22 protein-coding genes are annotated in these 25,401 nt (G+C 54.0%); 12 read left to right on the top strand and 10 right to left on the bottom strand.

Translation table 11 applies throughout. The features are described from left to right. The first annotated feature begins 8 nt into the window (after positions 1 to 8). Both AC4EYZ_RS21460 and lapB read left to right on the top strand, forming a co-directional pair. Entirely contained in the window at positions 9 to 314 is a 306-nt protein-coding gene (locus AC4EYZ_RS21460) for a LapA family protein (RefSeq protein ID WP_474191569.1), read from the top strand. Continuing rightward, complete coding sequence (lapB, locus tag AC4EYZ_RS21455) at positions 315 to 1,520, top strand: lipopolysaccharide assembly protein LapB (protein ID WP_474191568.1); 1,206 nt, start codon at positions 315 to 317, stop codon at positions 1,518 to 1,520. A 30-nt stretch (positions 1,521 to 1,550) separates the two neighbouring features. Here the strand turns inward: lapB and pyrF are convergent, their stop codons facing one another. Then, a complete protein-coding gene (pyrF, locus tag AC4EYZ_RS21450; RefSeq protein WP_474191567.1) occupies positions 1,551 to 2,252 on the bottom strand; it encodes an orotidine-5'-phosphate decarboxylase in 702 nt (233 codons plus the stop codon). A gap of 271 nt (positions 2,253 to 2,523) precedes the next feature. Between pyrF and AC4EYZ_RS21445 the strand changes: the two genes are divergently transcribed. Continuing rightward, a complete protein-coding gene (locus AC4EYZ_RS21445; protein WP_022522901.1) occupies positions 2,524 to 2,805 on the top strand; it encodes a ComEA family DNA-binding protein in 282 nt (93 codons plus the stop codon). A 78-nt stretch (positions 2,806 to 2,883) separates the two neighbouring features. On the opposite strand, the gene prpD is transcribed toward AC4EYZ_RS21445, so the two are convergent. The 6 genes from prpD to AC4EYZ_RS21415 form a co-directional block, all read right to left on the bottom strand. After that, a complete protein-coding gene (gene prpD / locus AC4EYZ_RS21440) occupies positions 2,884 to 4,368 on the bottom strand; it encodes a 2-methylcitrate dehydratase (RefSeq protein WP_474191566.1) in 1,485 nt (494 codons plus the stop codon). Positions 4,369 to 4,422: 54 nt separating this feature from the next. After that, positions 4,423 to 5,622 (bottom strand): 2-methylaconitate cis-trans isomerase PrpF, encoded by a 1,200-nt coding sequence (prpF, locus tag AC4EYZ_RS21435; RefSeq protein ID WP_457548043.1) that lies wholly within the window; start codon positions 5,620 to 5,622, stop codon positions 4,423 to 4,425. A 101-nt stretch (positions 5,623 to 5,723) separates the two neighbouring features. Beyond that, positions 5,724 to 8,333, bottom strand: coding sequence for a Fe/S-dependent 2-methylisocitrate dehydratase AcnD (gene acnD / locus AC4EYZ_RS21430; protein ID WP_039860097.1), 2,610 nt, complete (start codon positions 8,331 to 8,333; stop codon positions 5,724 to 5,726). A gap of 67 nt (positions 8,334 to 8,400) precedes the next feature. Beyond that, the gene (prpC, locus tag AC4EYZ_RS21425) at positions 8,401 to 9,528 is read right to left on the bottom strand and encodes a bifunctional 2-methylcitrate synthase/citrate synthase (protein WP_022522897.1); all 1,128 of its coding nucleotides are present in this window, start codon (positions 9,526 to 9,528) and stop codon (positions 8,401 to 8,403) included. Between the two features lie 232 nt (positions 9,529 to 9,760). After that, positions 9,761 to 10,651 carry a methylisocitrate lyase gene (gene prpB / locus AC4EYZ_RS21420; protein ID WP_022522896.1) on the bottom strand — a complete coding sequence of 297 codons (891 nt, stop codon included), beginning with the start codon at positions 10,649 to 10,651 and terminating at the stop codon, positions 9,761 to 9,763. Between the two features lie 48 nt (positions 10,652 to 10,699). Further along, a complete protein-coding gene (locus AC4EYZ_RS21415) occupies positions 10,700 to 11,443 on the bottom strand; it encodes a GntR family transcriptional regulator (protein WP_490204009.1) in 744 nt (247 codons plus the stop codon). 233 nt (positions 11,444 to 11,676) lie between these two features. On the opposite strand from AC4EYZ_RS21415, the gene pabB reads away from it, so the two are divergent. Together pabB and AC4EYZ_RS21405 are read left to right on the top strand one after the other, a co-directional pair. After that, entirely contained in the window at positions 11,677 to 13,032 is a 1,356-nt protein-coding gene (gene pabB / locus AC4EYZ_RS21410; RefSeq protein ID WP_474191564.1) for an aminodeoxychorismate synthase component I, read from the top strand. 117 nt (positions 13,033 to 13,149) lie between these two features. Continuing rightward, entirely contained in the window at positions 13,150 to 13,770 is a 621-nt protein-coding gene (locus AC4EYZ_RS21405) for a phosphoadenosine phosphosulfate reductase domain-containing protein (protein ID WP_027958435.1), read from the top strand. A gap of 14 nt (positions 13,771 to 13,784) precedes the next feature. Here the strand turns inward: AC4EYZ_RS21405 and cysB are convergent, their stop codons facing one another. Continuing rightward, the gene (gene cysB, locus AC4EYZ_RS21400) at positions 13,785 to 14,759 is read right to left on the bottom strand and encodes an HTH-type transcriptional regulator CysB (protein WP_490204008.1); all 975 of its coding nucleotides are present in this window, start codon (positions 14,757 to 14,759) and stop codon (positions 13,785 to 13,787) included. 391 nt (positions 14,760 to 15,150) lie between these two features. Here cysB and trxA point away from each other — a divergent pair, with 391 nt between their 5' ends. Then, positions 15,151 to 15,474 carry a thioredoxin gene (gene trxA / locus AC4EYZ_RS21395; RefSeq protein WP_007113240.1) on the top strand — a complete coding sequence of 108 codons (324 nt, stop codon included), beginning with the start codon at positions 15,151 to 15,153 and terminating at the stop codon, positions 15,472 to 15,474. Positions 15,475 to 15,542: 68 nt separating this feature from the next. Here the strand turns inward: trxA and AC4EYZ_RS21390 are convergent, their stop codons facing one another. Beyond that, entirely contained in the window at positions 15,543 to 16,646 is a 1,104-nt protein-coding gene (locus AC4EYZ_RS21390) for an AI-2E family transporter (protein ID WP_474192010.1), read from the bottom strand. A 204-nt stretch (positions 16,647 to 16,850) separates the two neighbouring features. On the opposite strand from AC4EYZ_RS21390, the gene AC4EYZ_RS21385 reads away from it, so the two are divergent. Continuing rightward, a complete protein-coding gene (locus AC4EYZ_RS21385) occupies positions 16,851 to 17,708 on the top strand; it encodes an SIMPL domain-containing protein (RefSeq protein WP_022522891.1) in 858 nt (285 codons plus the stop codon). Here the strand turns inward: AC4EYZ_RS21385 and serS are convergent. Continuing rightward, positions 17,653 to 18,930 (bottom strand): serine--tRNA ligase, encoded by a 1,278-nt coding sequence (gene serS, locus AC4EYZ_RS21380; RefSeq protein WP_041159200.1) that lies wholly within the window; start codon positions 18,928 to 18,930, stop codon positions 17,653 to 17,655. The genes AC4EYZ_RS21385 and serS overlap by 56 nt on opposite strands. A 208-nt stretch (positions 18,931 to 19,138) precedes the next feature. On the opposite strand from serS, the gene cas3 reads away from it, so the two are divergent. The 5 genes from cas3 to cas4 are packed head-to-tail and all read left to right on the top strand — an operon-like array spanning position 19,139 to position 25,398. Next, positions 19,139 to 21,391, top strand: a complete 2,253-nt coding sequence (gene cas3, locus AC4EYZ_RS21375) for a CRISPR-associated helicase Cas3' (RefSeq protein ID WP_474192009.1) — start codon at positions 19,139 to 19,141, stop codon at positions 21,389 to 21,391. A 27-nt stretch (positions 21,392 to 21,418) separates the two neighbouring features. Continuing rightward, entirely contained in the window at positions 21,419 to 22,087 is a 669-nt protein-coding gene (gene cas5c / locus AC4EYZ_RS21370) for a type I-C CRISPR-associated protein Cas5c (protein ID WP_190372984.1), read from the top strand. Beyond that, positions 22,084 to 23,883, top strand: a complete 1,800-nt coding sequence (gene cas8c / locus AC4EYZ_RS21365) for a type I-C CRISPR-associated protein Cas8c/Csd1 (RefSeq protein WP_474192008.1) — start codon at positions 22,084 to 22,086, stop codon at positions 23,881 to 23,883. Before cas5c ends, cas8c begins: the two co-directional genes overlap by 4 nt. Further along, complete coding sequence (gene cas7c / locus AC4EYZ_RS21360; RefSeq protein ID WP_474192007.1) at positions 23,880 to 24,749, top strand: type I-C CRISPR-associated protein Cas7/Csd2; 870 nt, start codon at positions 23,880 to 23,882, stop codon at positions 24,747 to 24,749. Before cas8c ends, cas7c begins: the two co-directional genes overlap by 4 nt. A gap of 10 nt (positions 24,750 to 24,759) precedes the next feature. Continuing rightward, on the top strand, positions 24,760 to 25,398 hold the full coding sequence (gene cas4 / locus AC4EYZ_RS21355) for a CRISPR-associated protein Cas4 (RefSeq protein WP_474192006.1): 639 nt from the start codon (positions 24,760 to 24,762) through the stop codon (positions 25,396 to 25,398). Positions 25,399 to 25,401: the final 3 nt, after the last annotated feature.

The following is a 25,401-nucleotide window of genomic DNA, read 5'->3' as shown; positions in this document are numbered from 1 at the left end:
AAACTCACATGCGTTGGATCAAAGGGCTGATTTTAGCCGTTATTTTGCTGATAGTAGTGCTGGTAGGCATTCTGTTTGCCGTTAATAATCAGCAAACCATTGCCTTAAACCTTATCTGGCTGGAGTTGCCAGCGGTATCACTCTCGGTTTGGCTACTCGCGACCCTGGTGTTTGGCGTCATACTCGGCATGCTCGCCATGCTAGGTGTCTACGTGCGGTTAAAAGCCTCCCTGGCCCGCAGCCAGCGCCAGAATAAGCAGCAGCGTAAAGAGCTCGATAGCCTACGCACTCAGGAGTTTAAGGAACTGGCATAAATGCTGGATGTCGCGCTGCTAAGCGTACTGTTGGTCGCCATTGCCATTGGTTACGGGTTAGGTTATCGCCAAGCCTTACGCCGCCGACATCGCACCCATCCGCCTGCGGCCTCGTCTCAAGGCCTCTCCCGGGACTACTTCGTCGGGCTTAATTACCTGCTTAATGAGCAGCCCGACGAAGCGATCAATACTTTTATCAACGTGCTAGCGGTCAACAGTGACACGGTTCACACCCATATCGCCCTCGGCAAGCTGTTTCGTGCCCGCGGCGAGGCCGACAAAGCCGTTAGCATTCACCAAAACCTATTGGCTCGCCCTGCCCTTTCGCAGCACACCAACGAACAGATCCAGCTTGAACTTGCTCGGGATTTTATGGCGCTTGGTGTTCATGACCGCGCCCAGCGGCTACTCAATACCCTGCTGGAGCATAGCGGTGATGATGATCACCGCTATGCTGCCAAACAGCTGCTCGTCGACTTATTAGAGCGTGAAAAAGCGTGGCAGCAAGCCCTTGACGTTATTCAGCCGCTGCTTAAACAGTATCCTAAGATGCGTCGCCCCGCGGCGCACTGGCTATGCGAGCTGGCACTGGAAGAAATTAGTGAAGCCAGTCGACCTCTGGCGAAAAAGCATCTCAAAAAAGCCCTGCAGCTGGATGAGAAATGCGTTCGCGCCACCCTGATGCTGGCCGAACTAGAGATGGACAACGGGCACTATGCCCGCGCTATTGAGCGATTAGACAACATCCCCGGTCAGGAGATAGCGCATATCCCCACCATGCTGCCTGCCCTTAAGCACGCCTATATGCGCAATAATGATAACACCGGTTACGAGGCGCACCTCTATCGCCTGCTTGAGCAAGCGCCTTACACCAGTACCATTATTGCCCTAGGCCAGCTCGTTCATCAGCGTGACGGCGTCGACAAAGCGATTGAGTTGATTGGTGAGCGATTGCGCGCCGTGCCGAGTTTAGGCGGGCTAGATTATTTGATCGATCTGTATATTGAAAGCCAGCGCCTTAGCGGAAAACCTTCCCCGGATACGCGCCTACTGTTACTAAAACATCATACCGATGCGCTGCTGCTTAACCGCACGCGTCATCGCTGCCAGCGCTGCGGCTTTGCCAGCGACGCGTTACAGTGGCAGTGCCCCAGTTGTCGCTTCTGGGGCACGATTAAGCCGGTCATTGGCGTGGAGGGCGAATAGTGCTCACAAAGCTAAGGTATGCAGAAATATTTAGTGCCCCTCTAGTTCCGCCTCAATCGCCTCAAGCGCTACCATGGGGTCGTCAGCCTGAGTGACGGGGCGACCAATGACCAGGTGGCTGCTTCCCGCTGTCATAGCCTCACTGGGGCCCATCGTCCGCTGTTGGTCATTAGCGACTGCAAAACTTGGCCGAATACCAGGGGTCACTTTCAAGAACGACTCACCGCATAGCGTTTTGATTCGCGCAGACTCCTGGGCCGAGCAGACCACTCCTTGTAAGCCACTCTGCTTCGCCAGCAGCGCTAAGCGCTCTACGTGATCGGCGAGTGGAGCCTTAATACCCAGCTCTGCCAAATCATCGGTCTGCATACTGGTCAATACGGTAACGGCGATTAGATGGGTCGTTAAGGCATTCTGATCCAGACGTTGCACGGCCGCCTCCATCATCCGCCGCCCACCGCTGGCATGTACGTTGACCATCCACACGCCCTGCTCCGCCGCCGCCTGCACAGCGCTGGCAACGGTATTGGGAATATCGTGGAATTTAAGATCCAAAAACACCTCAAACCCGCGCCCATGCAGCGCCTCAAGCACTGCCGGGCCGCTACGGGTGAACAGTTCTTTACCCACTTTCACACGGCATCGGGTGGGATCCAACTGATCAGCCATGCACAGCGCGGCGTCTAGCGACGGGTAATCAAGGGCAATAATAATCGGGGAATCGGTGACCACAACGTTACTCCAAGTACGTTTTTGACCATTATATCAGCCTCTCCCTACTCCTCGCGCCCTCATCATGTAAGCCATTTGCCATATATCCATAGCTAAAATCTTACAACTGCTGTCATATATCGCTGACATAAACACGCTTTAAATAAGGCTAAGTTAACAAGTGCAGCGGCGTTTATCTTGCCCACTGATAACGCGGGCACAGGTAGAAACCTCTACACGACGTCGCATGTGTAAACACAAAAAACCAACGCTATTAAAAGGATCATTGCATATGAAAATGACACTTAAAGGAATGCTGGCCGCACTACTGTTTAGCATTAGCTTAGGGCTTTCCAGTGGCGTGCTGGCACAAGATGTAGCCCCGATTAACGTCAATACTGCCGATGCTGAACTGCTGGCCGAACTACCAGGGATCGGCCCTAGCCGAGCCGACGCGATCATTGAAGAGCGCGAAACCAATGGCGTCTTTGAAAGCGCTGCAGATCTTGAGCGCGTCAGCGGCATTGGGCCTGCCACCGTTGACCGCATGCGCGATCAAGTGACATTTGAATAGCCTCATTGGAGAGCATGTCGCTCGTTAACACCACAGTGCCCGGTGTGTATAAGCACCGGGCACTGTGAATAGCGCACGTTAAATCATCCACATATCCATAAATTTGTGTACTGGCATCGTTTCAAGTGTTGTTTGATGGCTGCATATTTCGGCGATTTTTTGGCAACGACTTGTTGGAAAGCGAGTTGCCAGATTGCGCTCAAACTTTTCAACCAATAGCGGCATCCCCTCTTCCCGACGACGTCGGTGGCCGACCGGATACTCCACTGTCACTTTATCGGTCGCACTCCCATCGCTAAAAAACACCTGCACTGCATTAGCGATAGAGCGCTTCTCAGGGTCGTGGTAATCCGCCGAATACTCGGCGTTTTCTTCTACCACCATTTTATTACGCAGCTCATCTATTAGCGGATGAGCTGCATGAAAGCTGTCTTCATAGTGCTCGGCGGTAAGCGCACCAAAGATAAGCGGCACCGCTGTCATGTATTGCAGGCAGTGGTCACGATCCGCCGGATTGGCGAGTGCGCCGGTTTTGGAAATAATCCGAATAGCCGAATCGTGGGTGGTGAGCACGATTTTCTCGATATCGGCCAAGCGGTCTTTCACCTGCGGATGGAGCGTCACGGCGGCTTCACAGGCGGTTTGAGCGTGAAACTCAGCGGGGAAGGAGATCTTAAACAGAATGTTCTCCATTACGTAGCTGCCAAACTCCCGCTGAAAGCGTAGGCGGCGGTCAGCTTCCGGTTTGAGGCTCAAATCTTTGTTGGCATGACTGAACAGCACATCGTAGAAGCCCCATTGGGGCGCCGAGAGCGCGCTGGGAATACCCATTTCACCGCGCAGGGCGATATCCGCTAAGCGCACGCCCCGTGAGGTGGCGTCCCCTGCGGCCCAGCTTTTACGTGAACCAGCATTTGGCGCATGACGATAGGTGCGCAGGCTCTGACCATCCACCCAGGCGTGTGAAAGCGCCGAGAGCAACTGTTCACGATTGGCGCCCAACAGCTTGGCGGCCACCGCCGTAGAGGCGACCTTCACCAGCACCACGTGATCGAGGCCAACCCGATTGAAGCTATTCTCCAGCGCCAGCACGCCCTGAATCTCATGGGCCATGATCATGGCGTTGAGCACATCGCGCATCGCAAGCGCAGCGTCGCCTTGTGCAACCCGCTGCTGGGAAAGGTGGTCAGCAACGGCGAGTATCGCGCCAAGATTGTCGGAAGGGTGCCCCCACTCGGCGGCAAGCCAAGTGTCGTTATAATCCAACCAGCGAATGATACAGCCGATATCCCACGCCGCCTTAACCGGGTCAAGGCGAAGCGAGGTGCCCGGTATCCGCGACCCAAACGGTACTACCGTGCCCTCCACTATCGGGCCTAAGTGCTTTGTGCACTCTGGAAAACGCAGCGCCAACAGCCCGCAGCCAAGCGTATCCATTAAGCAGTAGCGAGCGGTTTCCAATGCCTCATCGGACGCCACCTGATAATTGAGTACGTAATCGGCAATAGCCTGTAGCTCGGGGTCGTAATCGGGCCGCTCATTGGCTTCGGATGTGGCAGACATGGATCTATCTCCTACTGTTGAATCACCTACTCAGTATGGCCCAAGGAATGCGTCCTAAAAGCTGTCACCAGGAATTCTCACAAATCCTTCCATCAACACCCGCGCGCTGCGGCTCATCAGTGCCTGTTCGATATGCCAACGCCCTTCCACCAGGCTTGCCTCAGCTCCCACCCGCAGGCTGCCGGAAGGATGCCCGAAGGTGACCTCGTTTCGTTTACCGCCACCGGCGGCCAGGTTCACTAATGTGCCTTCAATGGCCGCCGCCGCAGCAATGGCAACGGCGGCGGTGCCCATCATGGCGTGGTGCAGCTTGCCCATGGAGAGCGCTCGCACCAGCAGGTCGATATCCGTCGCCAGTACGTTTTTACCGCTCGATGATACGTAATCCGCCGACGGCGCTACGAAAGCCACTTTGGGCGTGTGCTGTCGTTTACCCGCTTCGCTGACATCACTGATTAGCCCCATGCGCACAGCACCATGGGCACGGATAGTTTCAAACATCTCAAGCGCCCGGCTGTCACCATTGATGGCATCCTGCAGCTCGGCGCCGGTATAGCCAATGTCGGCGGCGTTAATAAACACGGTGGGAATACCGGCATTAATCAGGGTTGCTTTCAATATCCCCACGCCTGGCACATCAAGCTGATCAATGAGATTACCGGTGGGAAAAATGGCTCCCTCACCATCGGCCGGATCCATAAAGGCCACCGGAATCTCGGCAGCAGGAAAGGTCACGCCATCCAGCTCAAAATCGCCAGTTTCCTGCACTTCGCCATTGACGATAGGAACCCGTGAGACGATGGTTTTCTGTATATTCACCTGCCAAATGCGTACCTCGGCCACCCCGTTTTCAGGAATACGTGCAGGGTCAACCAGACCATTGCTAATCGCAAAAGGGCCGACCGCCGCGGAGAGGTTGCCGCAGTTACCGCTCCAATCCACATAGGGCTTGTCGATGGAGACCTGACCGAACAGGTAATCCACATCGTGTTCTGCCGATTCACTTTCAGACAGAATCACCGTCTTGCTGGTACTTGAAGTGGCGCCCCCCATACCATCAATCTGCTTTTCGTAAGGGTCAGGGCTACCGATGACACGCAGTAGCAACTGATCCCGCGCCACGCCTGGCTGCTGGGCCGCTTCGGGTAGGTCGCTTAGTTTAAAAAACACGCCCTTACTGGTGCCGCCGCGCATATAGGTGGCTGGAATTTTTATCTGCGGCACACGGTTGTTTTGAACTGACTCGCTCATCATTACCACTCCTAAAAATAACCCGGTGCTCTAAGCCTGATTCGAAAAGCTAGGTTCGAAAAGCTAAAGGCACCGGGTTCACTTGGTCAGCTAGGCCGTTTCAATTAAGCCGCCGTGGACTCAAGAAAGTCCTGGGCAAAACGCTGCAGTACACCACCAGCAGTGTAAATAGACACCTCCTCGGCGGTGTCCAAACGGCACTTCACCGTAACCCGCTCGCTTTCACCGTTTTGGCGGTGGATCACTAGGGTGAGCATCGCCCCTGGCGAAACGGCGCCTTCGACATCAAAGGTTTCAGTGCCGTCCAGGCCCAGTGTCATACGCGTAGTCCCGGGCTCAAACTCCAGCGGCATCACCCCCATCCCGATCAGGTTGGTGCGGTGAATACGCTCAAAGCCTTCGGCGGCGATCGCTTCCACGCCCGCCAGCGCCACGCCTTTAGCCGCCCAGTCCCGTGAGGAGCCCTGACCGTAATCCGCCCCGGCAATAATGATCAGCGGCTGCTTGCGGGCCATGTAGGTTTCAATCGCCTCCCACATGCGGGTGACTTGGCCTTCCGGCTCTACCCGCGCCAGCGAGCCCTGTTTAACGTTGCCGTCGGCATCGCGCACCATCTCGTTGAACAACTTCGGGTTGGCGAAGGTAGCGCGCTGGGCAGTCAGGTGGTCACCGCGGTGGGTGGCGTAGGAGTTGAAGTCTTCCTCCGGCAGGCCCATTTTGGCCAAGTACTCCCCTGCCGCGCTGTTCAACTGAATCGCGTTGGAGGGTGAGAGATGATCGGTGGTGATATTGTCCGGCAAAATTGCCAGCGGCCGCATGCCTTTCAGGGTGCGCACTTTAGCCATATTGCCCTCCCAGTAAGGCGGGCGACGGATATAGGTGCTCTGGGGCCGCCAGTCATATAGCGGGCTGACCTGAGCGCGGGCACTCTTATCCAGATCGAACATGGGAATATAGGTCTGGCGGAACTGCTCCGGCTTCACCGACGATTTAACAATCGCATCGATCTCTTCATCCGCTGGCCAGATATCCTTCAAAGTGACAGGATTTCCCGCCTGATCCACGCCCAGGACGTCTTTTTCGATATCAAAGCGAATCGTGCCCGCGATGGCATAGGCAACTACCAGAGGCGGTGACGCCAGAAAGGCCTGTTGGGCATGGGGATGGATACGGCCATCGAAGTTACGGTTGCCGGAAAGCACGGCGGTAGCGTAGAGATCACGCTCAATAATCTCCTGCTGAATTTTTGGATCCAGCGCCCCGGACATCCCGTTACAGGTGGTGCAGGCGTAGGCCACTACCCCAAAGCCGAGGCTTTCCAGCTCGCTCATCAACCCAGCTTCTTCCAGGTACATCTTGACGGTTTTCGAGCCCGGCGCCAGCGACGATTTCACCCATGGCTTACGCAGCAAACCCAACCGGTTGGCGTTACGGGCGATTAGCCCGGCGGCGACCATATTGCGAGGGTTAGAAGTGTTAGTGCAGCTGGTAATGGCGGCGATGATAACCGCGCCATCGGGCATTTTGCCCGCTTTCTCTTCCGCCTGTGCCGCCTCAAGCCCAACAGCAATACCACGTTGGGCAAGCTCTGAAGTTGGCAAATGGGCGTGGGGGTTGGAGGGCCCCGCCAGGGTGCGGGTTACCGACGAGAGGTTAAAGGTCAGTACCCGCTCGTACTCAACCTCGGTCAAGCTATCCGCCCACAGGCCGGTGTGCTTGGCGTAGGTTTCGACCAGCGCCACCTGTTCATCTTCACGGCCGGTAATTTTCAGGTAGTCGATAGTTTGGCCATCGATGTAGAACATCGCCGCGGTCGCGCCGTATTCGGGGGTCATATTGGAGATAGTGGCGCGATCTCCGACCGTTAGCGCGTCGGCACCTTCACCGTAGAACTCCAGGTAAGCACCAACCACCCGCTCTTTACGCAGGAACTCGGTAATCGCCAGTACCATATCGGTGCCGGTAATGCCGGGCTGCAGCTTGCCGGTCAGCTCCACGCCGACGATATCCGGCAGGCGCATCATGGAGGCACGGCCCAGCATGACGCTTTCGGCCTCCAGACCACCCACACCTACGGATATAACGCCAAGGGCATCGACCATGGGCGTATGGCTATCGGTACCCACACAGGTATCCGGATAGGCAATGCCGTCACGGTTCTGCACCACCGGTGACATCTTCTCCAGATTGATCTGGTGCATGATGCCGTTGCCGGGAGGAATTACATCGACATTCTCAAAGGCCGTTTTAGTCCAGTTGATAAAGTGGAAGCGGTCATCGTTACGGCGATCTTCAATGGCGCGGTTTTTCTCAAAGGCGCCCTCTTCCGACCCTGCGTGCTCCACTGCCAGTGAATGATCGACGATTAGCTGGGTGGGCACTACAGGATTAACCTTGGCGGGGTCACCACCCTTCTCGGCAATAGCGTCACGCAGCCCGGCCAAATCGACCAGAGCAGTCTGGCCTAGGATATCGTGGCAGACGACACGCGCCGGGTACCAAGGAAAATCCAGGTCACTCTTGCGCTCGATCAACTGTTTTAGCGCATCGGTAAGCAATTCAGGATCGCAGCGGCGCACCAGCTGCTCGGCCAGCACACGTGAGGTATAGGGCAGCTGCGCATAGGCACCGGGCTGGATATCTTCCACCGCCTCGCGAGCATCAAAAAACTCAAGCGCTGTGCCAGGCAGGGGTTTACGGTATTGGGTATTCATAGCAGATAGACTCACAAGAAGGGGGCTGAAAAAAGCCCGGTGTCCAAATCACCGGGCAGCAGGCGGTTCAGTCTCGCGCTTCTATCGGCACCCACTCGCTCTTCTCGGGGCCAGTGTAATCGGCGCTAGGGCGAATAATGCGGTTATTGGCGCGCTGCTCAAATACGTGCGCCGCCCAGCCGGTCAGCCGAGAGCAGACGAAAATCGGCGTAAACAGCTTGGTGGGTATATCCATGAAGTGGTATGCGCTGGCGTGGAAGAAGTCTGCGTTACAGAACAGCTTCTTCTCACGCCACATGACCTCTTCGACCCGCTCAGAAACCGGGTAAAGCACCTTATCACCCACATCGTCAGAGAGCTTCTTGGACCAGTGCTTGATAATCGCGTTGCGCGGGTCGGACTCGCGATAAATCGCATGCCCGAAGCCCATAATTTTATCCTTACGCTCCAGCATGCCCATGATCTTGCTTTCTGCTTCTTCCGGCGACTGCCAATCCTCGATCATCGCCATGGCCGCTTCGTTGGCGCCGCCATGCAGTGGGCCGCGCAGCGACCCAATCGCACCGGTCACGCAGGAGTGCATATCGGAAAGCGTCGAGGCGCATACCCTTGCGGTAAAGGTAGAGGCATTGAATTCATGCTCGGCGTAAAGAATCAGCGATACGTTCATGACCCGCGCATGCAGTTCAGAGGCGGGCTCGCCGCGCAGCATATTAAGGAAATGCCCGCCTACTGAGTCATCATCCGTTTCGGTATCGATGCGCACACCGTCGTGGGAGAAGCGGTACCAGTAACAAATAATCGAGGGCAGCACCGCCAGCAGCCGATCAGCAACGTCTTGCTGCTGATCAAAATTCTCCTCGGTTTCTAGATTGCCCAGCATTGAAGTGCCGGTGCGCATTACGTCCATCGGGTGAGCGTCTTTGGGGATCTGCTCAAGTACCGTTTTTAATGCATCGGGCAAGCCGCGCAGGCTTTTGAGCTTGCTGATGTAGTGGTCTAGCTCACCCTGATTAGGCAACTTGCCTTTTAACAGCAGGTAAGCGACCTCTTCGAATTTGGCTTTTTCAGCCAGCTCTTTAATATCAAATCCGCGGTAGGTCAGGCCTGAGCCTGTTTTACCTACCGTACACAGCGCGGTGGAACCAGCGCTCTGGCCACGCAGTCCTGCTCCTGTTGCGGGTTTATCAGCCATGGTGTGTCTCCTATTACTGCTTTTATTTTTACTATCGATTTATGAATAAGGTCGTTCATTAAACTTTCGGCAAAGCTATCTTGGTGAGAGGACAGGTTTCCGCGAGGGCGCTGTGAACCCCTCCCTGGGCGCTACTTTTGTCATCCATGACAAAAGACCCTCGCTTCAACCTGTCCTCTCACCAGTTTGCAGAAGAAATCATTTCCAACTGCGCTTCATCTTAACTGGCGGTTTATTGGTCATCGCCTTTCTCGGCAAACAGCGCGTCCAGCTTCTGCTCAAAGTCGTGGTAATTGAGAAAATCGTAGAGTTCGTCGCGGGTTTGCATCAGCGGCACCACGTCTTTTTGGTGGCCGTTGTCGAGGATGCTTTGATAGACCTGCAGTGCCGCAGCGTTCATGGCGCGGAAGGCCGAGAGCGGGTAAAGCACCATGCGGCAGCCAACCTCGCCAAGCTCCGTTTGAGTAAACAGCGGAGTAGCACCGAACTCGGTGATGTTAGCCAAAATGGGGGCATTGACCCGTTCACAGAAGGCTTTGTAATCATCCAGGGTATGAACCGCTTCAGCGAAGATGGCATCTGCACCGGCTTCAACGCAGGCGTTGGCACGCTCAATGGCAGCATCAAGCCCCTCTTTTTGAAACGCATCGGTGCGAGCAATCAAATAGAAGTCGGGGTCGATCTTGGCATCGGCGGCAGCTTTAATGCGGTCGACCATCTCCTGCTGAGAGACAATTGCTTTATTGGGGCGGTGTCCACAGCGCTTTTGAGCCACCTGGTCTTCCATATGTACCGCGGCCACGCCAGCGCGCTGCATTTCTTTTACCGTGCGTGCAATATTGAAGGCACCGCCCCAACCGGTATCGATATCCACCAGCAGGGGCAGCTCGGTAGCGCCGCAGATACGGTGGGCATCTTCCACCACATCATTCATGGTCGTCATGCCCAGATCCGGCAAGCCGAACGAGGCGTTAGCTACGCCGCCACCAGAGAGGTAAATGGCTTGATGGCCAACCTTGTCGGCCATTAGCGCTGTATAGGCATTAATGGTGCCTAAGATCGGCAGCGGACGGTTAGCCTCAAGCGCGGCTCGAAACCGGGCGCCGGGAGTCATCTGGGACATGGGGTGTTTCTCCTATTGCTAATTTCTAGTTATGTTTTAGCTGCGTGATTAAGAGCTTTGCGATTTAGATGCTGACTGTTCGAGGGTCGCTGCATAGCGATCCGCCACATTGGCGCGGGAGGCGCTGACATGGCGGCGCATGAGCAGCTCGGCCAGCTCCGCATCGCCAGCTTCAATGGCATCAACAATGCGATGGTGTTCCACAAAGGCGCGCTGCGGTCGCGTGCCGCTAGCACTGAACTGAGTGCGATAAAGGCGCACAAGGTAGTAAAGGTCATCACAGAGCAGGTTCATTAGCATTTTGTTGTGACTGCCCTGAACGATGCAGTAGTGAAAATCGAGATCGCCTTCGCGCTGGTAGTAAGCTTCGCCACGCTTTAAATCCGCCTGACCTTCGTGCAGCACCAGCACATCCCGCAAACCCTGAACCTCTGCCGGTGACATATGCTCAGCCGCCAAGCGCGCCGCCATACTTTCCAGGGCTTCACGCAGGTCAAACAGCTCTAAAAGCTCTTTCATTGAGAGCTTAACCACCCTTGCGCCCACATGGGGAACCCGCTCGATGAGGCGGTGTGCTTCCAGGCGGCGCATCGCCTCGCGCAGCGGCCCACGTGAAATACCGTAGGTTTTAGACAATCCCGGCTCGGTGATCTTACTGCCGGGAGCAAGCTCGCCGCGTACGATGGCATCCTGCAACTGATGAAATACCCGCTCGGCGAGCGTGCGTACTTCAGGGGTTGCCATTTCATGCGGCGAGGAATCGGAATAAGAAGAAGAAACAGGTAAGCTCATGGCGAATTGTCGACAATTAGAAACATAGCGAAACTTTAGCCCCGCGAACCACCGCCGTCAACCTGCTTATAAAGCGACTTTATACATCTTTCGTTGTAGGCAAAAAGTCTAGCTGCAAAAACAGTGTCAACAATCCTCTTCCGAGCGTGAGAAATGCGTCAATCGTGCGACTGGTGCCGATCTTCAACGACCTCTAACATATGCAGCCCTTTTACCGGCCAGGCGTTTGCTTAATGAACCAGGCGTTGACGATAACTGCCCTGCCCTATTCACCCGACCCATTGGGTATATTCGCCTGCCTACGTGCCAGGCCCGGCGCGGTGCTGCTCGATAGTGGCCGCCCTATCGCCACCGGTCGCTTTGATATTATCAGCAGCGACCCACTTGCTACGCTGGAAGTTACTCATCATGGCGAAGCGAGTATTGCGTCAGATCAGCTTAGCCCACCGGCGCACTTGGCTAACGATGCGTTTGCCCTTCAGCAGTGGCTACTGGATCAACTGGATATCCCTGATGAAACCAGTGAACTCCCTTTTCTAGGCGGGCTAATAGGCTACTGGGGCTACGATTTAGGGCGTAAAACCTTATCGGTTCAGAGTGCTCAGGCAAGCCCGGTCACCTTACCGCAAGCCCGTTTGGGGCTTTACGACTGGTGTATCACCCTGGATCACATGGCCCAGCAGGCGTGGCTAATCGCCACTCCGCAGCGTCGTGAGCAGGTGGAAAACTGGCTTACCAAGACGCCAACGCCGAATAGCGCGTTTACATTGACGAATAGCTTTAAAGCAGAACTTAGCCACACCCAATACGTCGCACGCTTTAACGCTGTGCAGCGCTATATTCGCGCGGGTGACTGCTACCAAATCAATTTGGCTCAGCGCTTTTATGCCGATTACCAAGGGGATGAGTGGCAGGCGTACCTGCAGTTACGTAAAGCGACCCCCACACCCTATTCAGGTTTTATGGCCTGGGGCGATAAGGCCGTACTGTCACTTTCACCCGAGCGGTTTATTCAGTGCAGCAACGGCGAGGTCGAAACACGGCCGATTAAAGGTACCCGCCCGCGGGGGGCCACCCTTGAAGAGGATAAGGCGCTGGCGGAACAGCTATTGAGCAGCACTAAAGATCGCGCTGAAAATGTGATGATCGTTGACCTGCTGCGCAATGACCTGGGCCGCGTCTGCCAGCCAGGCTCCATTCGCGTTCCGCAGCTATGCCGCTTAGAGAGCTACCCTAACGTGCACCACCTAGTTAGCGTGGTGCAGGGAACGCTGGCCGGTAATTACACCCCGCTGGCACTGCTTAAGGCGGCCTTTCCTGGCGGCTCAATTACCGGCGCACCTAAAATTCGCGCGATGCAGATCATTGATGAACTAGAACCCTGCCAACGCAGTGTTTATTGCGGCAGCCTTGGCTATGTCGATGTACGTGGCAGCATGGATACCTCCATCGCTATTCGCACTATGGTTGCCGAGGCGGGAAGACTGCATGTATGGGGCGGAGGGGGCTTAGTAGCAGACTCTCAAGCGGACGAAGAGTACACCGAGACTCTGGATAAAATTCGCCACCTTATTGGCGCTTTGGAATAAGCAGCGCGAGCTCTATATCAAAAAGGAATATAAAAGCCAAACTAAACGGTATTGGGGTTCGCTGCCTCCTGTTTGGTAGCCTAGTCAGTATTATTTAATTTCCGATTAGGAGGCAGTATGTCCTCAGAGCTTGAAGCGATTAACAGAGATTTCGCCAACAATCCTCAAGGGTTAGTTGAGTGGGCGCTGGCCCAGGGTGCACGACCTATTTGCACCACCAACTTTCGCCCTTTTGAGGCGGTGATTCTGCATATGGTGACCCAGGTGCGCCCGGATATACCCATTGTGTGGATGGACAGCGGCTACAACACCGAAGCGACTTATCAATTCGCTGACGAAGTGATTCAACAACTCAACCTGAACATCGTGAGCTTTGTACCCCGGCGCACGCGCGCCCACCGTGAAGCGCTGGAAGGCCCCATGCCGGGTATCGATGACCCACGCCACGCAGCCTTTACTCAGGAAGTTAAAATCGAGCCCTTCGAGCGTGCGCTGCGTGAAATGCAGCCCGACGTATGGTTCACCGCACTGCGCGCTGAGGACACCCCCGAGCGCGCAAAAATGCAGCCGGTTAGTCGCAACAGCGATGGCCTATTGAAAGTTGCCCCGTTGCTGCAGTGGAGCGCCAAAGATATGTACCAGTATCTACAGGCGCATAATCTGCCCAATAACTTCGATTACTTCGACCCTACCAAGGTGGAAGAGAAGCGCGAGTGCGGGTTACATTTGCAGCACTAACTCCACACTGCGGGTTAATACTCCGGCAGGTCCAGGTCGTCAAACAACGACTGCTCATGGCGCGGGCCTGCCGTTAATGCTTCATCAACCCGGTCGCGGGTTAAATGAGGCGCAAAGCGCTCCAAAAAATCATACATGTAACCGCGCATAAAGGTGCCACGACGGATACCAATTTTTGTCGTAGAGCTGGCAAACAGGTGGCTTGCATCCAGTGCCACCAAGTCATCATCAAGCGCCTTGTCCACAGCCATATGCGCCACAATGCCAACCCCCATGCCCAGCCGTACGTAGGTCTTGATCACGTCGGCATCGGCGGCGGTTAGCACCACATTGGGCGTTAACCCTTTCGCTTTAAAAGCATCGTCTAACTGCGAGCGACCGGTAAACCCGAACACGTAGGTAACCAATGGATGCTCACCGAGAGCCTCCAGGGTCAACGGGCCCTGATGAGTGGCTAGCGGGTGCCCCTTGGGCACCAGTACGCAGCGGTTCCAGCGATAGCAGGGCAGTAATACTAAATCGGTAAATAGCTCCAGCGACTCGGTCGCGATGGCGAAATCGGCCTGGCCTTCACTGACCATCTGTGCGATCTGCTTGGGCGTACCCTGCTGCATATGCAGCGCCACATCAGGATATTTAAGGGTGAATTCGCTGATAATGGGCGGTAGCGCATAACGGGCCTGGGTATGGGTCGTAGCAATGGCCAGGCTACCGCGGCGCTCATCGCTATGCTCCTGAGCCACCTGCTTGATGTTTTCGGTGAGACGCAGCACCTGCCCGGCCAGGTCAATAATTGACTGCCCGGCAGGCGTCACACGTGTCAAATGCTTGCCACTGCGCGCAAAAATCTCGACGCCAAGCTCATCTTCTAACAAACGTATCTGTTTAGAGATCCCCGGCTGTGAGGTAAATAGACTTTGAGCCGTGGCCGAGACGTTCAGGTTATGTCGATTGACTTCCCAGATATAGCGGAGCTGTTGTAGCTTCATATCCTCACCTTATTTATTCTCTATACAGATCTATGTAGACCGTATCTTGATGTAGGCCGAATCGTTAAGCACACACAGGCGCTGATGCCACATCACGTCTGACGGATCGTGTCGTCACACTCGGCACTCTACAGCACCATATAGAATAAAAAACACCAAAATAATACTTTTATATTATAAAAAAAACGCCCTACCAGCACCCTTTAATTTCTGCTATTTAGTTAACTCACTGTGCAGGAAATTTGCCAGCAACCTTCGCGCCCGCTAACATCTGCCCACACTTATCGCGATAGACACGAGGCGCGCTGAAAGAGCACCGATGGATCGCGTAATGACCGTTGCTCCATTTGAGGCAACGAAACAGTAAGAGCAACGCAAACGGGAGAAGCAAATGGCTAATAATGTTGATGTCACCAACGCCAATTTTGAGCAAGAAGTCCTCAACGCTGAACAGCCTGTGCTAATGAAGTTCTGGGCGCCTTGGTGTGGCCCATGCAAGGTCATGGCCCCGGTCGTTGATGAAGTAGCTGCAGAACGTCAGGAAAGCCTGAAAGTTGTTAGTGTCAATGTAGACGACGCACCAGAAATTGCTGCCGAGCAAGGCGTCCGCGGTGTACCTACCGTCATGCTGTTTAAATCTGGCACCAAAGTCGCTTCACTGGTTGGCGCACAATCTAAGTCACAACTGACGCAGTTCATCGAACAAAACGCCTGATGAATGTGTAGCACTTGTAATAGCCGCCGACTCTGTCGGCGGTAACACGCCTTCGCTAAATTTCCTGCCTATTTTTTGCGTTTCCACGGCGGCAGACTCGCATCGCTTACCCGAATATCTTTTACACGACGCCTTCCAGGCCCTAACAGCCTAGCGATCCACCGTGTTTGTGGGTGACTATCAAGTGCGATCTTCAACGTCATCGTTAGTACCACCGAAAGTAGCATCCCCGCCGCACCAAAGATCCACCCCCATACCACCAGCGATAAAAACGCCACAAATGTAGAAAGCCCCAACGCCTGCCCCATTACCCGCGGTTCAATCAGATTGCCGAGCACAAAGTTGATGACCAAATAAGCAGAGGCTAGCAGTAACGCCTGAAAAGCACCGCCGTCTTGGGCGACCAACAGCAACAACACGGGGGGGATCGCCGCCAGCGCGGAGCCAATATTGGGAATAAAGTTGAGTGCAAAGGCCAACACGCCCCACAACAGCGGAAAATCCACGCCTACAATCATGCAAGAGAGCCATACCAGCGCCCCAGTGGCCAGGCTAATCATGGTTTTTACGGCTAGATAGCGCTTCAGCGTTAAGCTGAACTCACTAAAACGCTTCAAGCTAGGCGCCGGATTTTCCAGTGCGCGGGAAATTTTATCGCGCACGTTCAACGTCTCGAACAGCATGAATATAACCAGCAGTCCAACAATGATGCCCTGCATAAAGAGGTTGCCTAGCTGACCCAGTAAGGCAGGCATCCAAGAGCCCTCATCCTCCATTTCAAACAGCGAGTTAATCTGGTCGGGATTAATTGCTAGCCCGCGTGAAGAGAGCGCATTAAGTAAATTCCAATACTGTTCATAAAGCCGCGACTCAATTTCCGGCAACGCTGCCACGAAGGTACTGAAGCTATTGACCACCAGCAGGCCAATCAGCGATATAAACGCCAGCAATACCATCAATGTTAGAAATGCCGACATTCGCATGCTTAAGCCACAGCGATGCAGCCACTGCACCGGTGAAGTACACACTACTGCGATAAATATCGCGAGCAGCAACGGCACTAACAAATCAGCACCTGCTTTCATTCCAGCGATGATCACTACCAACGCAGCGAGTGCCAAGGTGGCATTGAGGGGAATACTGCGGTAATCCTCGTCCGACAAGTTCGACATAATCCATCCCTAGCTTGTTGTCCATATATGATGGCTGCATTCGGCGTATTGCACAAACCGTGCAAATAATAAGCAACTGTTTTGCGTCCACTCTTCCGTACTGAACTTTCTTTTCTACTTCGCTTCAAAGCTGCGTCTACTTGAATGATTTATACCCGGTTTTAACTTGGCGGCGCCACTGCCCGCTCACTAAGGAAAACATTTATGCAAGCCATACCAGCTAACCTTCAAAAACCAGGCTCTAAACGTTTACGCAATGGCCTACTAGGCGGCGCTCTATTGGCACTCCTTAGCGCTCCTTTTGCACACGCTTCACCGTCAACACCGCCCCAGCCAAGCTTGCATGTTCAAGCGCAGTCTTGGGTTGAGGTAGAACCCGACAAGGCCACCCTGAATGCACGATTGTGGGAAAACACACCCGCCCTTTCCACCTTGGAAGAGAGCGATAGTAGCGCACTTAGCGATGCCCGCGAGCGCTTAGAGACCCGCGCCAGCGAATTAATCGAACAAATGGAAGCCACCGGCCTTGAACGCAATGCCATCAATGCAGGCTCGCTAAATGTCTATCCTGAGCATATTCAAGGGCCACGCAATGAAGATGGCGAGCATGAGACCCTGCAGCGCACACGTCTTGAGCGCCCGATCACCGTCGAACTCACCGACCTTGGTCAGTTAAGCGAGGTGTTAGACGCGCTAATAGCCGCTGGTGTTAACTCATTGGATGGCGTGCAGTTTGACCTACAAGACCGCGACGCTGCCACTGACGAAGCCCTGGTCAAAGCGCTGGAGAAAGCGCAACACAAAGCAAACCTGATGGCCGACAGCTTAGATGCTGAGCTTGGTCATGTGCAGCGCATTGAAGAGACGCAATCACCTATCTTCCAGCCGCGCATGATGGCGATGCGTGCAGAAAGCGATGCCGCTGGCGCCAGTCAATCCAGTGCCGCCAGCGATTACAGCCCCGGCACCATCCGCATTGATGCCGGGGTTAGCGTTGAGTGGGCGCTTAAAGGGCCAGACGCTCCACGCCGCCCAGATAGCGACGTAGCGGCTCAGGAATAATCACCGAGCCATCTGCCTGCTGGTGGTTTTCAAGCACCGCCAGCAGGCAACGACCAACCGCCAGCCCTGAACCGTTCAGCGTATGTAGCAACTGCGGCTTTTTGGAATCCGGATGGCGATACCGCGCTTGCATACGCCGGGCCTGGAAATCCTCGCAGTTAGAGACAGACGAGATCTCCCGGTAAGTCTCCTGGCTGGGCAGCCACACTTCCAAGTCGTAGGTCTTCGTGGCCCCAAAGCCCATATCCCCAGTGCATAGCGTCACTACGCGATACGGCAACGCCAGTGCCTGCAGGATCGCCTCTGCATGACCACGCATCTCTTCCAACGCTTCGTAGCTCTTCTCCGGCTCCACAATCTGCACCATCTCGACTTTATCGAACTGATGCTGGCGGATCATTCCGCGGGTATCGCGCCCGTGCGAGCCCGCCTCGGAGCGGAAACAGGGCGTATGTGCGGTAAGCTTCATCGGCAATGCCGCTTGCTCGATAATTTCATCGCGTACAAAGTTGGTCAGTGGTACTTCTGAAGTGGGAATCAGGTGATACTCGCGCTCATCGTCCAGCTTGAACAAATCTTCGCCAAACTTCGGCAGCTGGCCGGTGCCCATCAGCGAATCGCGGTTGACCATATACGGCACGTAGCACTCTTCGTAGCCGTGCTGTTCGGTTTGGGTATCCAGCATAAACTGCGCCAACGCCCGATGCAGGCGCGCTATGGGCCCGCGCATGACCGCAAAGCGAGCGCCAGTGATTTTAGCCGCCAACTCAAAATCGAGATAACCCGACTGCTTACCCAGATCAACGTGATCCAACACCTCGAAATCAAACTCCCGCGGCGTGCCCCAGCGGTGCAGCTCGACATTCTCGTCTTCGCTTTTGCCTTCCGGCACGCTTTCATGGGGCAGGTTGGGAATACCGCTGATAGCGTCGTCCCATTCTTCCTGGACGTCGGCTAGCTCGCGCTTGGCTTTATCCAGGCGATCACCTAAATCGCTGACTTCATCCAGCAGCGGCTGAATATCTTCACCGTTGGCCTTGGCTTTACCAATCGCTTTGGAGCGCATATTGCGCTCATTTTGCAGCTGCTCGGTTTGCGTTTGCAGCTCGCGGCGACGCGACTCCAGCGCCTGCAATCCCGCTTTATCAAGCACAAAGCCCCGCCGGGCCAGTTGTTGAGCAACCGTGTCAAGATCACCGCGCAGCAGTTTCGGATCGAGCATGAATCCTGTCCCTTGGCCTGAAAACAATAAAAGCACCGCGCCAATGCGCGTGCATAAAGGGGTCTATTGTAGGCAAAAGCGCGGCGGGGGGCTATGGGTGGCCTCAGGGGCTAAGCAATAGCTTGTACAGTGTAAACATTTAGCTATAGAAAAAGGGGATACTTTAAGGCTAAGGTGACTAAATAATTAATCATGTTGAGCCATGCAAATGCCACCTAAATCGTCGCACTTTTACGCTCACTCACTCCCAGAAACAGACAAGCAAGCCTGGCAAACCCTAGATGATCACTTACAGTGTGTCGCCGAAATGGCAGCAACACGCGCTGAACGCTTTGGTATGGCAGATGCAGGATATGCAGCGGGTCTTTTGCATGATTTAGGCAAATACAGCGCGCCTTTTCAGCGGCGACTGGAAGGTTCTTCAGAACGTGTTGATCATTCCACTGCAGGCGCTATTGTCGCTAAACAACGCTTCAAAGGAGGAATCGGCGACTTGCTGGCCTACTGTGTTGCGGGCCATCATGCAGGGCTTGCCAATGGCCGTGATTCAGGCGAACGCTCCCCGCTTAGTGAACGCCTTAAAGCGGATATTCCTGCAATAGATAACGCTTGGCAAGATGCGCTTACGCTTCCACAGGAGCTACGTCCTCCTGGCACGTTTACCCAACGTTCAGAACGGGGTTTCTTTCAACTCGCGTTTCTCACCAGAATGCTTTTTTCATGTTTAGTTGATGCAGACTATATCGATACCGAAACCTTCTACGCCCAACATGAAAACGGCTTAGCACGGCAACGCGGTGGCGGCGCTTCGCTAACGCTGCTTCGAGATGTGCTCAATCAACACTTGGAAACCTTCGACACCGAAAAAGGCATTAACCAATTACGTGGGCATATCCTGCGTGAGGTACGTAACAAAGCGGGAATGAGACCCGGCTGTTTCAGCCTCACGGTACCCACTGGCGGTGGCAAAACCCTCGCTTCCCTCGCCTTCGCCCTGGATCACGCCATCACCCACGGCATGGATCGCGTTATTTATGTTATCCCCTTCACCAGTATCGTAGAACAGAACGCTGCCGTGTTTCGGAAGGCGCTGAGCAAATATGGCGCTGAAGCAGTGCTCGAACACCACAGCACCTTTGATGCTGAAAAAGCGTCAAAAGGCGATAAAGATAGTCTTGATAAACTCAGACGCGACAGTGAGAACTGGGACGCACCGATTGTCGTGACAACATCTGTGCAGTTCCTGGAAAGCCTATTTGCCGCTAAAACATCACGCTGCCGCAAATTACATAATATTGCCCATAGCGTCGTGATTCTGGATGAAGCACAGACAATGCCCCTGCCCTTGCTGCGCCCAAGCGTTGCCGCACTGGATGAACTCGCGCTGAATTATCACGCCAGCATTGTGCTCTGTACCGCGACCCAACCCGCCCTGCTTGAAACTAATGACGCAGCCCGCAGTTTCACAGGTGGCTTCAAAGACGTTGAGGAGCTGGCCCCCGATCCAAAAAACCTGTATCGAAAGTTAAAGCGGGTGACGGTAAAGCATATTGGCTGCTTAGATGACGACCAGCTGCGCCACGAGCTCCTAGACGTCGATCAGGTACTGTGCATCGTCAATAACCGCCGCCACGCCAAAGCCTTGTATGAATCTATCGCCGATCAGCCAGGGGCTTTTCACCTGACCACCGCCATGTGCGCTGTTCATCGGCGGCAGGTATTACATCATATTCGTGAAACACTAAAAGAAGGCAAACCATGCCGGGTGGTGTCTACGTCATTAATAGAAGCGGGCGTGGATGTAGACTTTCCGAGGGTGCTGCGCGCCGAGTCGGGGCTAGATTCCATCGCCCAGGCCGCAGGGCGCTGTAATCGGGAAGGTAAACGAACCGCTGAAGAAAGCGAAGTGCGTATTTTTGCAACTGCCAATGAGGAGTGGGCGCCGCCGCCCGAGCTAAAACAGTTCGCCCAAGCCACTCGCGAAGTACTACGCCAACACGGTCACGACCCGCTTTCGCTGGAAGCGATAGAGGCGTATTTCACGCTACTTTACTGGCAGCAAGGGCCTGACCAACTCGACAAGCACCAACTGCTCTCGCTGATTGAAAAAGGGCGGCTTGACGGTCTGCCCTTTGAAACCCTCGAGCAGGAATTTCGCCTCATCGACAACAATCAACGAAGTGTCATTATTCCCAGAGACACTGACGCACGCAAAGCGATTAAAGATCTCGCCTTTGCCACAAGCCCTGGCGGCATCGCCCGAAAAGTGCAGCTCTATACAGTGCAAGTGCCCCATAACGGCTTTAGAGCCCTAGAAAAAGTCGGTGCCATTGCGCCTATCGAACCGGATAAATTTAATGACCAATTCATGCTGCTGGTCAATGAAGACCTCTACGATGATGCGCTAGGGTTGAACTGGAGCGACCCAACCTTTATGCGAGCCGAAAGCTTACAGTGGTAAACATACAAAATTACATAGGGAGCTATTATGTCATACGGGGTTCGACTGCATATCTGGGGTGACAGGGCCTGCTTTACGCGGCCAGAGATGAAAGTAGAGCGTGTGTCCTATGATGTGATTACACCCTCGGCGGCACGTGGCATTCTGGAAGCCATCCACTGGAAACCCGCCATTCGCTGGTGCGTAGACCGTATCCACGTGCTCAAGCCCATTCAATTTGAGTCGCTGCGGCGAAATGAAGTCGGCGGCAAGCTCTCAGCTGCATCAGTAACAAAAGCTATGAAAGCGGGCCGCGTTGATGATGTGGCCTATTTTGTTGACCAGAACCGCCAACAGCGCGCCGCCACCATTTTACGCAATGTAGCTTACGTTATTGAGGCGCACTTTGAATTTACCCCACGTGCGGATGATAGCGACACGCCCGGCAAACACCTGGATATTTTCAATCGCCGCGCTCGCCAAGGCCAATGCTTCCACACTCCCTGCATGGGCACCCGCGAATTCCCGGCGAATTTTGCGCTCATTGAAATTGAGCAGCCTCTCCCCTCTTTTGACCCAGCATTAACCGGTGAAAAAGACCTTGGCTACATGCTGCACGATATTGACTTTGCAAACGGCAAAACATCGCGATTTTTTCGTGCCAAGATACAAGATGGCGTGATTGAAGTGCCTCCCTTCCAGGAGACACTCGCATGATACTGACCGCCCTCAATGACTACTACCAGCGGCTCTCCAAAGAAAGCAAAGTACCGCAGTCCGGCTTTAGTACAGAAAAAATCAGCTTTGCCTTGGCATTCGATCAAAATGGTGTGCCACAGCAGATTGATGATCTACGTGACACCTCAGGCAAAAAACCCCGTGCCCGCCCTTATCAGGTGCCTGTTGATAAACGTCGTACATCGGGTATTCACGCCTACCCACTTTGGGATAAAACTGCGTATGCATTAGGAGTAACAGCCGGAGAAGGCAAACGCTTAAACGATGAACATGCCGCCTTCAAAACCCGCCAGTTTGACCTTTTCCGTAACAGTGATGACAAATCACTCCTGGCTTTTTTGAAGTTCTTAGATCAATGGCACCCTGAAAAGCTATCCTCGCTGCCCGGTTACAGCGAGGAGGTACTAGATAGCAATATTATTTTTCGGCTAGATGGACAACGACAATACTTACATGAAAACGATGACGCTCGCCAAATTTGGAGCACTGCCCTCGAAGAAAATACCGGCATTTATGGGCAGTGCTTAATCACCGGTGAAAACGCCGTACTAGGTACGGATCACCCTGCCATTAAAGGCGTTAGAGACGCACAATCGTCGGGTGCCTCGCTAGTCTCATTTAACAGCGAGGCCTACGAGTCTTACGGCTTTCGTAAAAATCAAAACGCGGCTATTTCCACATCAGCGATTTTTGGCTACACAACGGCGCTTAACTATTTACTGCGTGGCGATGCAGACAACCAACAACGTCTGCAAATAGGCGATACCACACTTGTATTTTGGGCAAATGCTCAAACATCACAGGCCGCACAGGCAGCGGAAAGTTTTTTTGCGGTACTCAACCAACCACCCAACGATGAACAGGAAGCCAGCAAACTAGGCTCCCTACTTGCCCAGGTAGCTGATGGCCGCCCACTAAAGGAAGTCGCTCCAGAACTAGAACCCGAAACGCAATTTTACGTACTAGGCCTCGCTCCCAATGCCGCTCGTCTATCCGTTCGTTTTTGGTTGGTTGATAGCCTGGAACATTTAACTAAGCATTACGCACAGCATTACCGAGATCTAGATATCCAGCCTGCACCATGGAAAGGCATTGCCCCCAGCGTTTGGTGGTTAACCCTGCAAACAGCGCCTATTCATGGCGCACGGCCAAAATCAGAAGATGTTCTGCCCCAGCTTGCTGGCGAAATGATGCGCGCCATTATCACAGGGCAGCGTTATCCCCGACCGCTACTTACCAGTGTTGTTATGCGTTTTCGCAGTGATGGCAATATCAACGGCTTACGCGTCGCACTTTGCAAAGCGGTGTTAGCCCGAGAGGCTCGCTTAACCACGCACTTAAACTCGAACAATCAGGAGGTTTCCGTGAGCCTTGATAAAAGCTCCACCCATCCAGGTTACTTATTGGGCCGCTTATTTGCCGAATTAGAAAACGCCCAACGTGGCGCACTTGGTAGAGAGTTAAATGCCACCATTAAGGATCGCTACTACGGTGCCGCCTCGGCGACGCCCGCCAGCGTTTTCCCTATGCTGCTGCGCAATGTGCAGAACCATCTTTCATCCATGCGTAAAAAAGACAAAAGCGGTATTGCATACACTATTGAAAGTGAAATCAGTCAAATTATTGACGGACTAGGCGATACCTTCCCGCGCAGCCTAGGTATCGAAGAACAAGGGCGTTTTGCCATTGGTTACTACCATCAATCACAAACGCGATTCGCTAAGAAAGACAACGCGAATAGCGATGAACAATCTGAACAGGGAGACTCAGAATGAGCACCATTGCTAACCGCTACGAATTTGTCCTTTTATTTGATGTAACCAACGGCAACCCCAACGGCGACCCTGATGCAGGCAACCTGCCACGGCTCGACCCAGAGACCAACCAGGGGCTTATTACAGATGTTTGCCTAAAACGTAAAATTCGTAACTACGTCGCTCTCGAAAAAGAACACGACGCTGGCTATGCCATTTATATGCAAGAAAAGTCAGTGCTCAACAACCAGCATAAAAAAGCTTATGAAGCTCTGGATATTAAACCTGAATCTAAAAAGCTTCCCAAGGAAGCGGAAAAAGCGCGCCAAGTAACCAAATGGATGTGCAATAACTTTTTCGACGTGCGCACCTTCGGCGCAGTCATGACAACCGAGGTAAACTCCGGCCAAGTACGCGGCCCTGTCCAGGTGGCCTTTGCCAGCTCTATCGATCCCGTCATACCCATGGAAGTCTCCATTACCCGTATGGCGGTTACCAACGAAAAGGATCTTGAAAAAGAGCGCACCATGGGGCGCAAGCACATAATTCCTTATGGCTTATACCGCGTACATGGCTACGTCTCTGCAAAACTAGCTGAACGTACCGGTTTTTCAGAGGACGATTTAGCTCTTTTATGGCGCTCTCTAATCAATATGTTTGAACACGACCGCTCTGCCGCGCGTGGTGAGATGTCCACCCGAAAACTTGTTGTTTTCAAGCATGATCACCCAATGGGTAACGCGCCCGCCCATGTGCTCTTCGATAGTGTTCAAGTGAAGCGTGTTGAGGGGAAAGAAGATACACCGGCACGCCACTACAGCGACTATCAAGTCAACATCGCCAGCGAGTCACTGCCGCCTAGTGTGACGGTAGAAGAACACCTATAGGTGAAACGCCATGGAAGAAGAGGCACGCCCCATTCCGCTTTCGGCCCTGCAACATACGCTGTTCTGCCCGCGCCAATGCGCGCTGATCCATGTAGAGCAGCAATGGGCAGAAAACCGTTACACTGCTGAGGGCCGTTTATTACACGAACGCGCTGACCAGTTGGGGCATCAGCGTCGCCGGGGCGTACACACTTCCATGGCCTTGCCTTTGGCAAGTGAACAGCTGGGATTGAGTGGTATTGCCGATGTTGTAGAGTTTGATGAACGTCAATCACCTTTGACTGTACGCCCTATTGAGTACAAACGCGGGCGACCTAAAGCGCACCGTGCGGATGAGGTGCAGCTTTGCGCTCAGGCGCTCTGCCTGGAAGAGATGCTAGATATCCACATCGACTCTGGTGCCCTATTTTATGGCAAAACACGACGGCGCAAAGAAGTCGTCTTTGATGACACTCTACGCACGTTAACTCATCGCATTATTGAGCAAACCCGCGCTATTTTTGATGAGCAGCAGACGCCGCCGGCTATTTACGATGCCAAGAAGTGTGATCACTGCTCCCTTGTCGATATTTGCCAACCTCAAGTGTTTGGCAAACAGCGCTCCGCAAGCCACTGGCTTAACCGTCAACTTGATGCCCTGGATGAGTGACGC

This window comes from Vreelandella sp. 162(4c) (assembly GCF_058152265.1).
Note: the sequence above shows the minus strand (reverse complement) of the source record. Positions and strands in the feature narration are given on the sequence as shown.

Coding starts and splice junctions, on each gene's coding strand:
- AC4EYZ_RS21460 (WP_474191569.1), top strand. CDS start 9: ATGCGTTGGATCAAAGGGCTGATTTTAGCCGTTATTTTGCTGATAGTA.
- lapB (WP_474191568.1), top strand. CDS start 315: ATGCTGGATGTCGCGCTGCTAAGCGTACTGTTGGTCGCCATTGCCATT.
- AC4EYZ_RS21445 (WP_022522901.1), top strand. CDS start 2,524: ATGAAAATGACACTTAAAGGAATGCTGGCCGCACTACTGTTTAGCATT.
- prpD (WP_474191566.1), bottom strand. CDS start 4,368: ATGTCTGCCACATCCGAAGCCAATGAGCGGCCCGATTACGACCCCGAG.
- prpF (WP_457548043.1), bottom strand. CDS start 5,622: ATGATGAGCGAGTCAGTTCAAAACAACCGTGTGCCGCAGATAAAAATT.
- acnD (WP_039860097.1), bottom strand. CDS start 8,333: ATGAATACCCAATACCGTAAACCCCTGCCTGGCACAGCGCTTGAGTTT.
- prpC (WP_022522897.1), bottom strand. CDS start 9,528: ATGGCTGATAAACCCGCAACAGGAGCAGGACTGCGTGGCCAGAGCGCT.
- prpB (WP_022522896.1), bottom strand. CDS start 10,651: ATGTCCCAGATGACTCCCGGCGCCCGGTTTCGAGCCGCGCTTGAGGCT.
- AC4EYZ_RS21415 (WP_490204009.1), bottom strand. CDS start 11,443: ATGAGCTTACCTGTTTCTTCTTCTTATTCCGATTCCTCGCCGCATGAA.
- pabB (WP_474191564.1), top strand. CDS start 11,677: ATGAACCAGGCGTTGACGATAACTGCCCTGCCCTATTCACCCGACCCA.
- AC4EYZ_RS21405 (WP_027958435.1), top strand. CDS start 13,150: ATGTCCTCAGAGCTTGAAGCGATTAACAGAGATTTCGCCAACAATCCT.
- cysB (WP_490204008.1), bottom strand. CDS start 14,759: ATGAAGCTACAACAGCTCCGCTATATCTGGGAAGTCAATCGACATAAC.
- trxA (WP_007113240.1), top strand. CDS start 15,151: ATGGCTAATAATGTTGATGTCACCAACGCCAATTTTGAGCAAGAAGTC.
- AC4EYZ_RS21390 (WP_474192010.1), bottom strand. CDS start 16,646: ATGTCGAACTTGTCGGACGAGGATTACCGCAGTATTCCCCTCAATGCC.
- AC4EYZ_RS21385 (WP_022522891.1), top strand. CDS start 16,851: ATGCAAGCCATACCAGCTAACCTTCAAAAACCAGGCTCTAAACGTTTA.
- serS (WP_041159200.1), bottom strand. CDS start 18,930: ATGCTCGATCCGAAACTGCTGCGCGGTGATCTTGACACGGTTGCTCAA.
- cas3 (WP_474192009.1), top strand. CDS start 19,139: ATGCCACCTAAATCGTCGCACTTTTACGCTCACTCACTCCCAGAAACA.
- cas5c (WP_190372984.1), top strand. CDS start 21,419: ATGTCATACGGGGTTCGACTGCATATCTGGGGTGACAGGGCCTGCTTT.
- cas8c (WP_474192008.1), top strand. CDS start 22,084: ATGATACTGACCGCCCTCAATGACTACTACCAGCGGCTCTCCAAAGAA.
- cas7c (WP_474192007.1), top strand. CDS start 23,880: ATGAGCACCATTGCTAACCGCTACGAATTTGTCCTTTTATTTGATGTA.
- cas4 (WP_474192006.1), top strand. CDS start 24,760: ATGGAAGAAGAGGCACGCCCCATTCCGCTTTCGGCCCTGCAACATACG.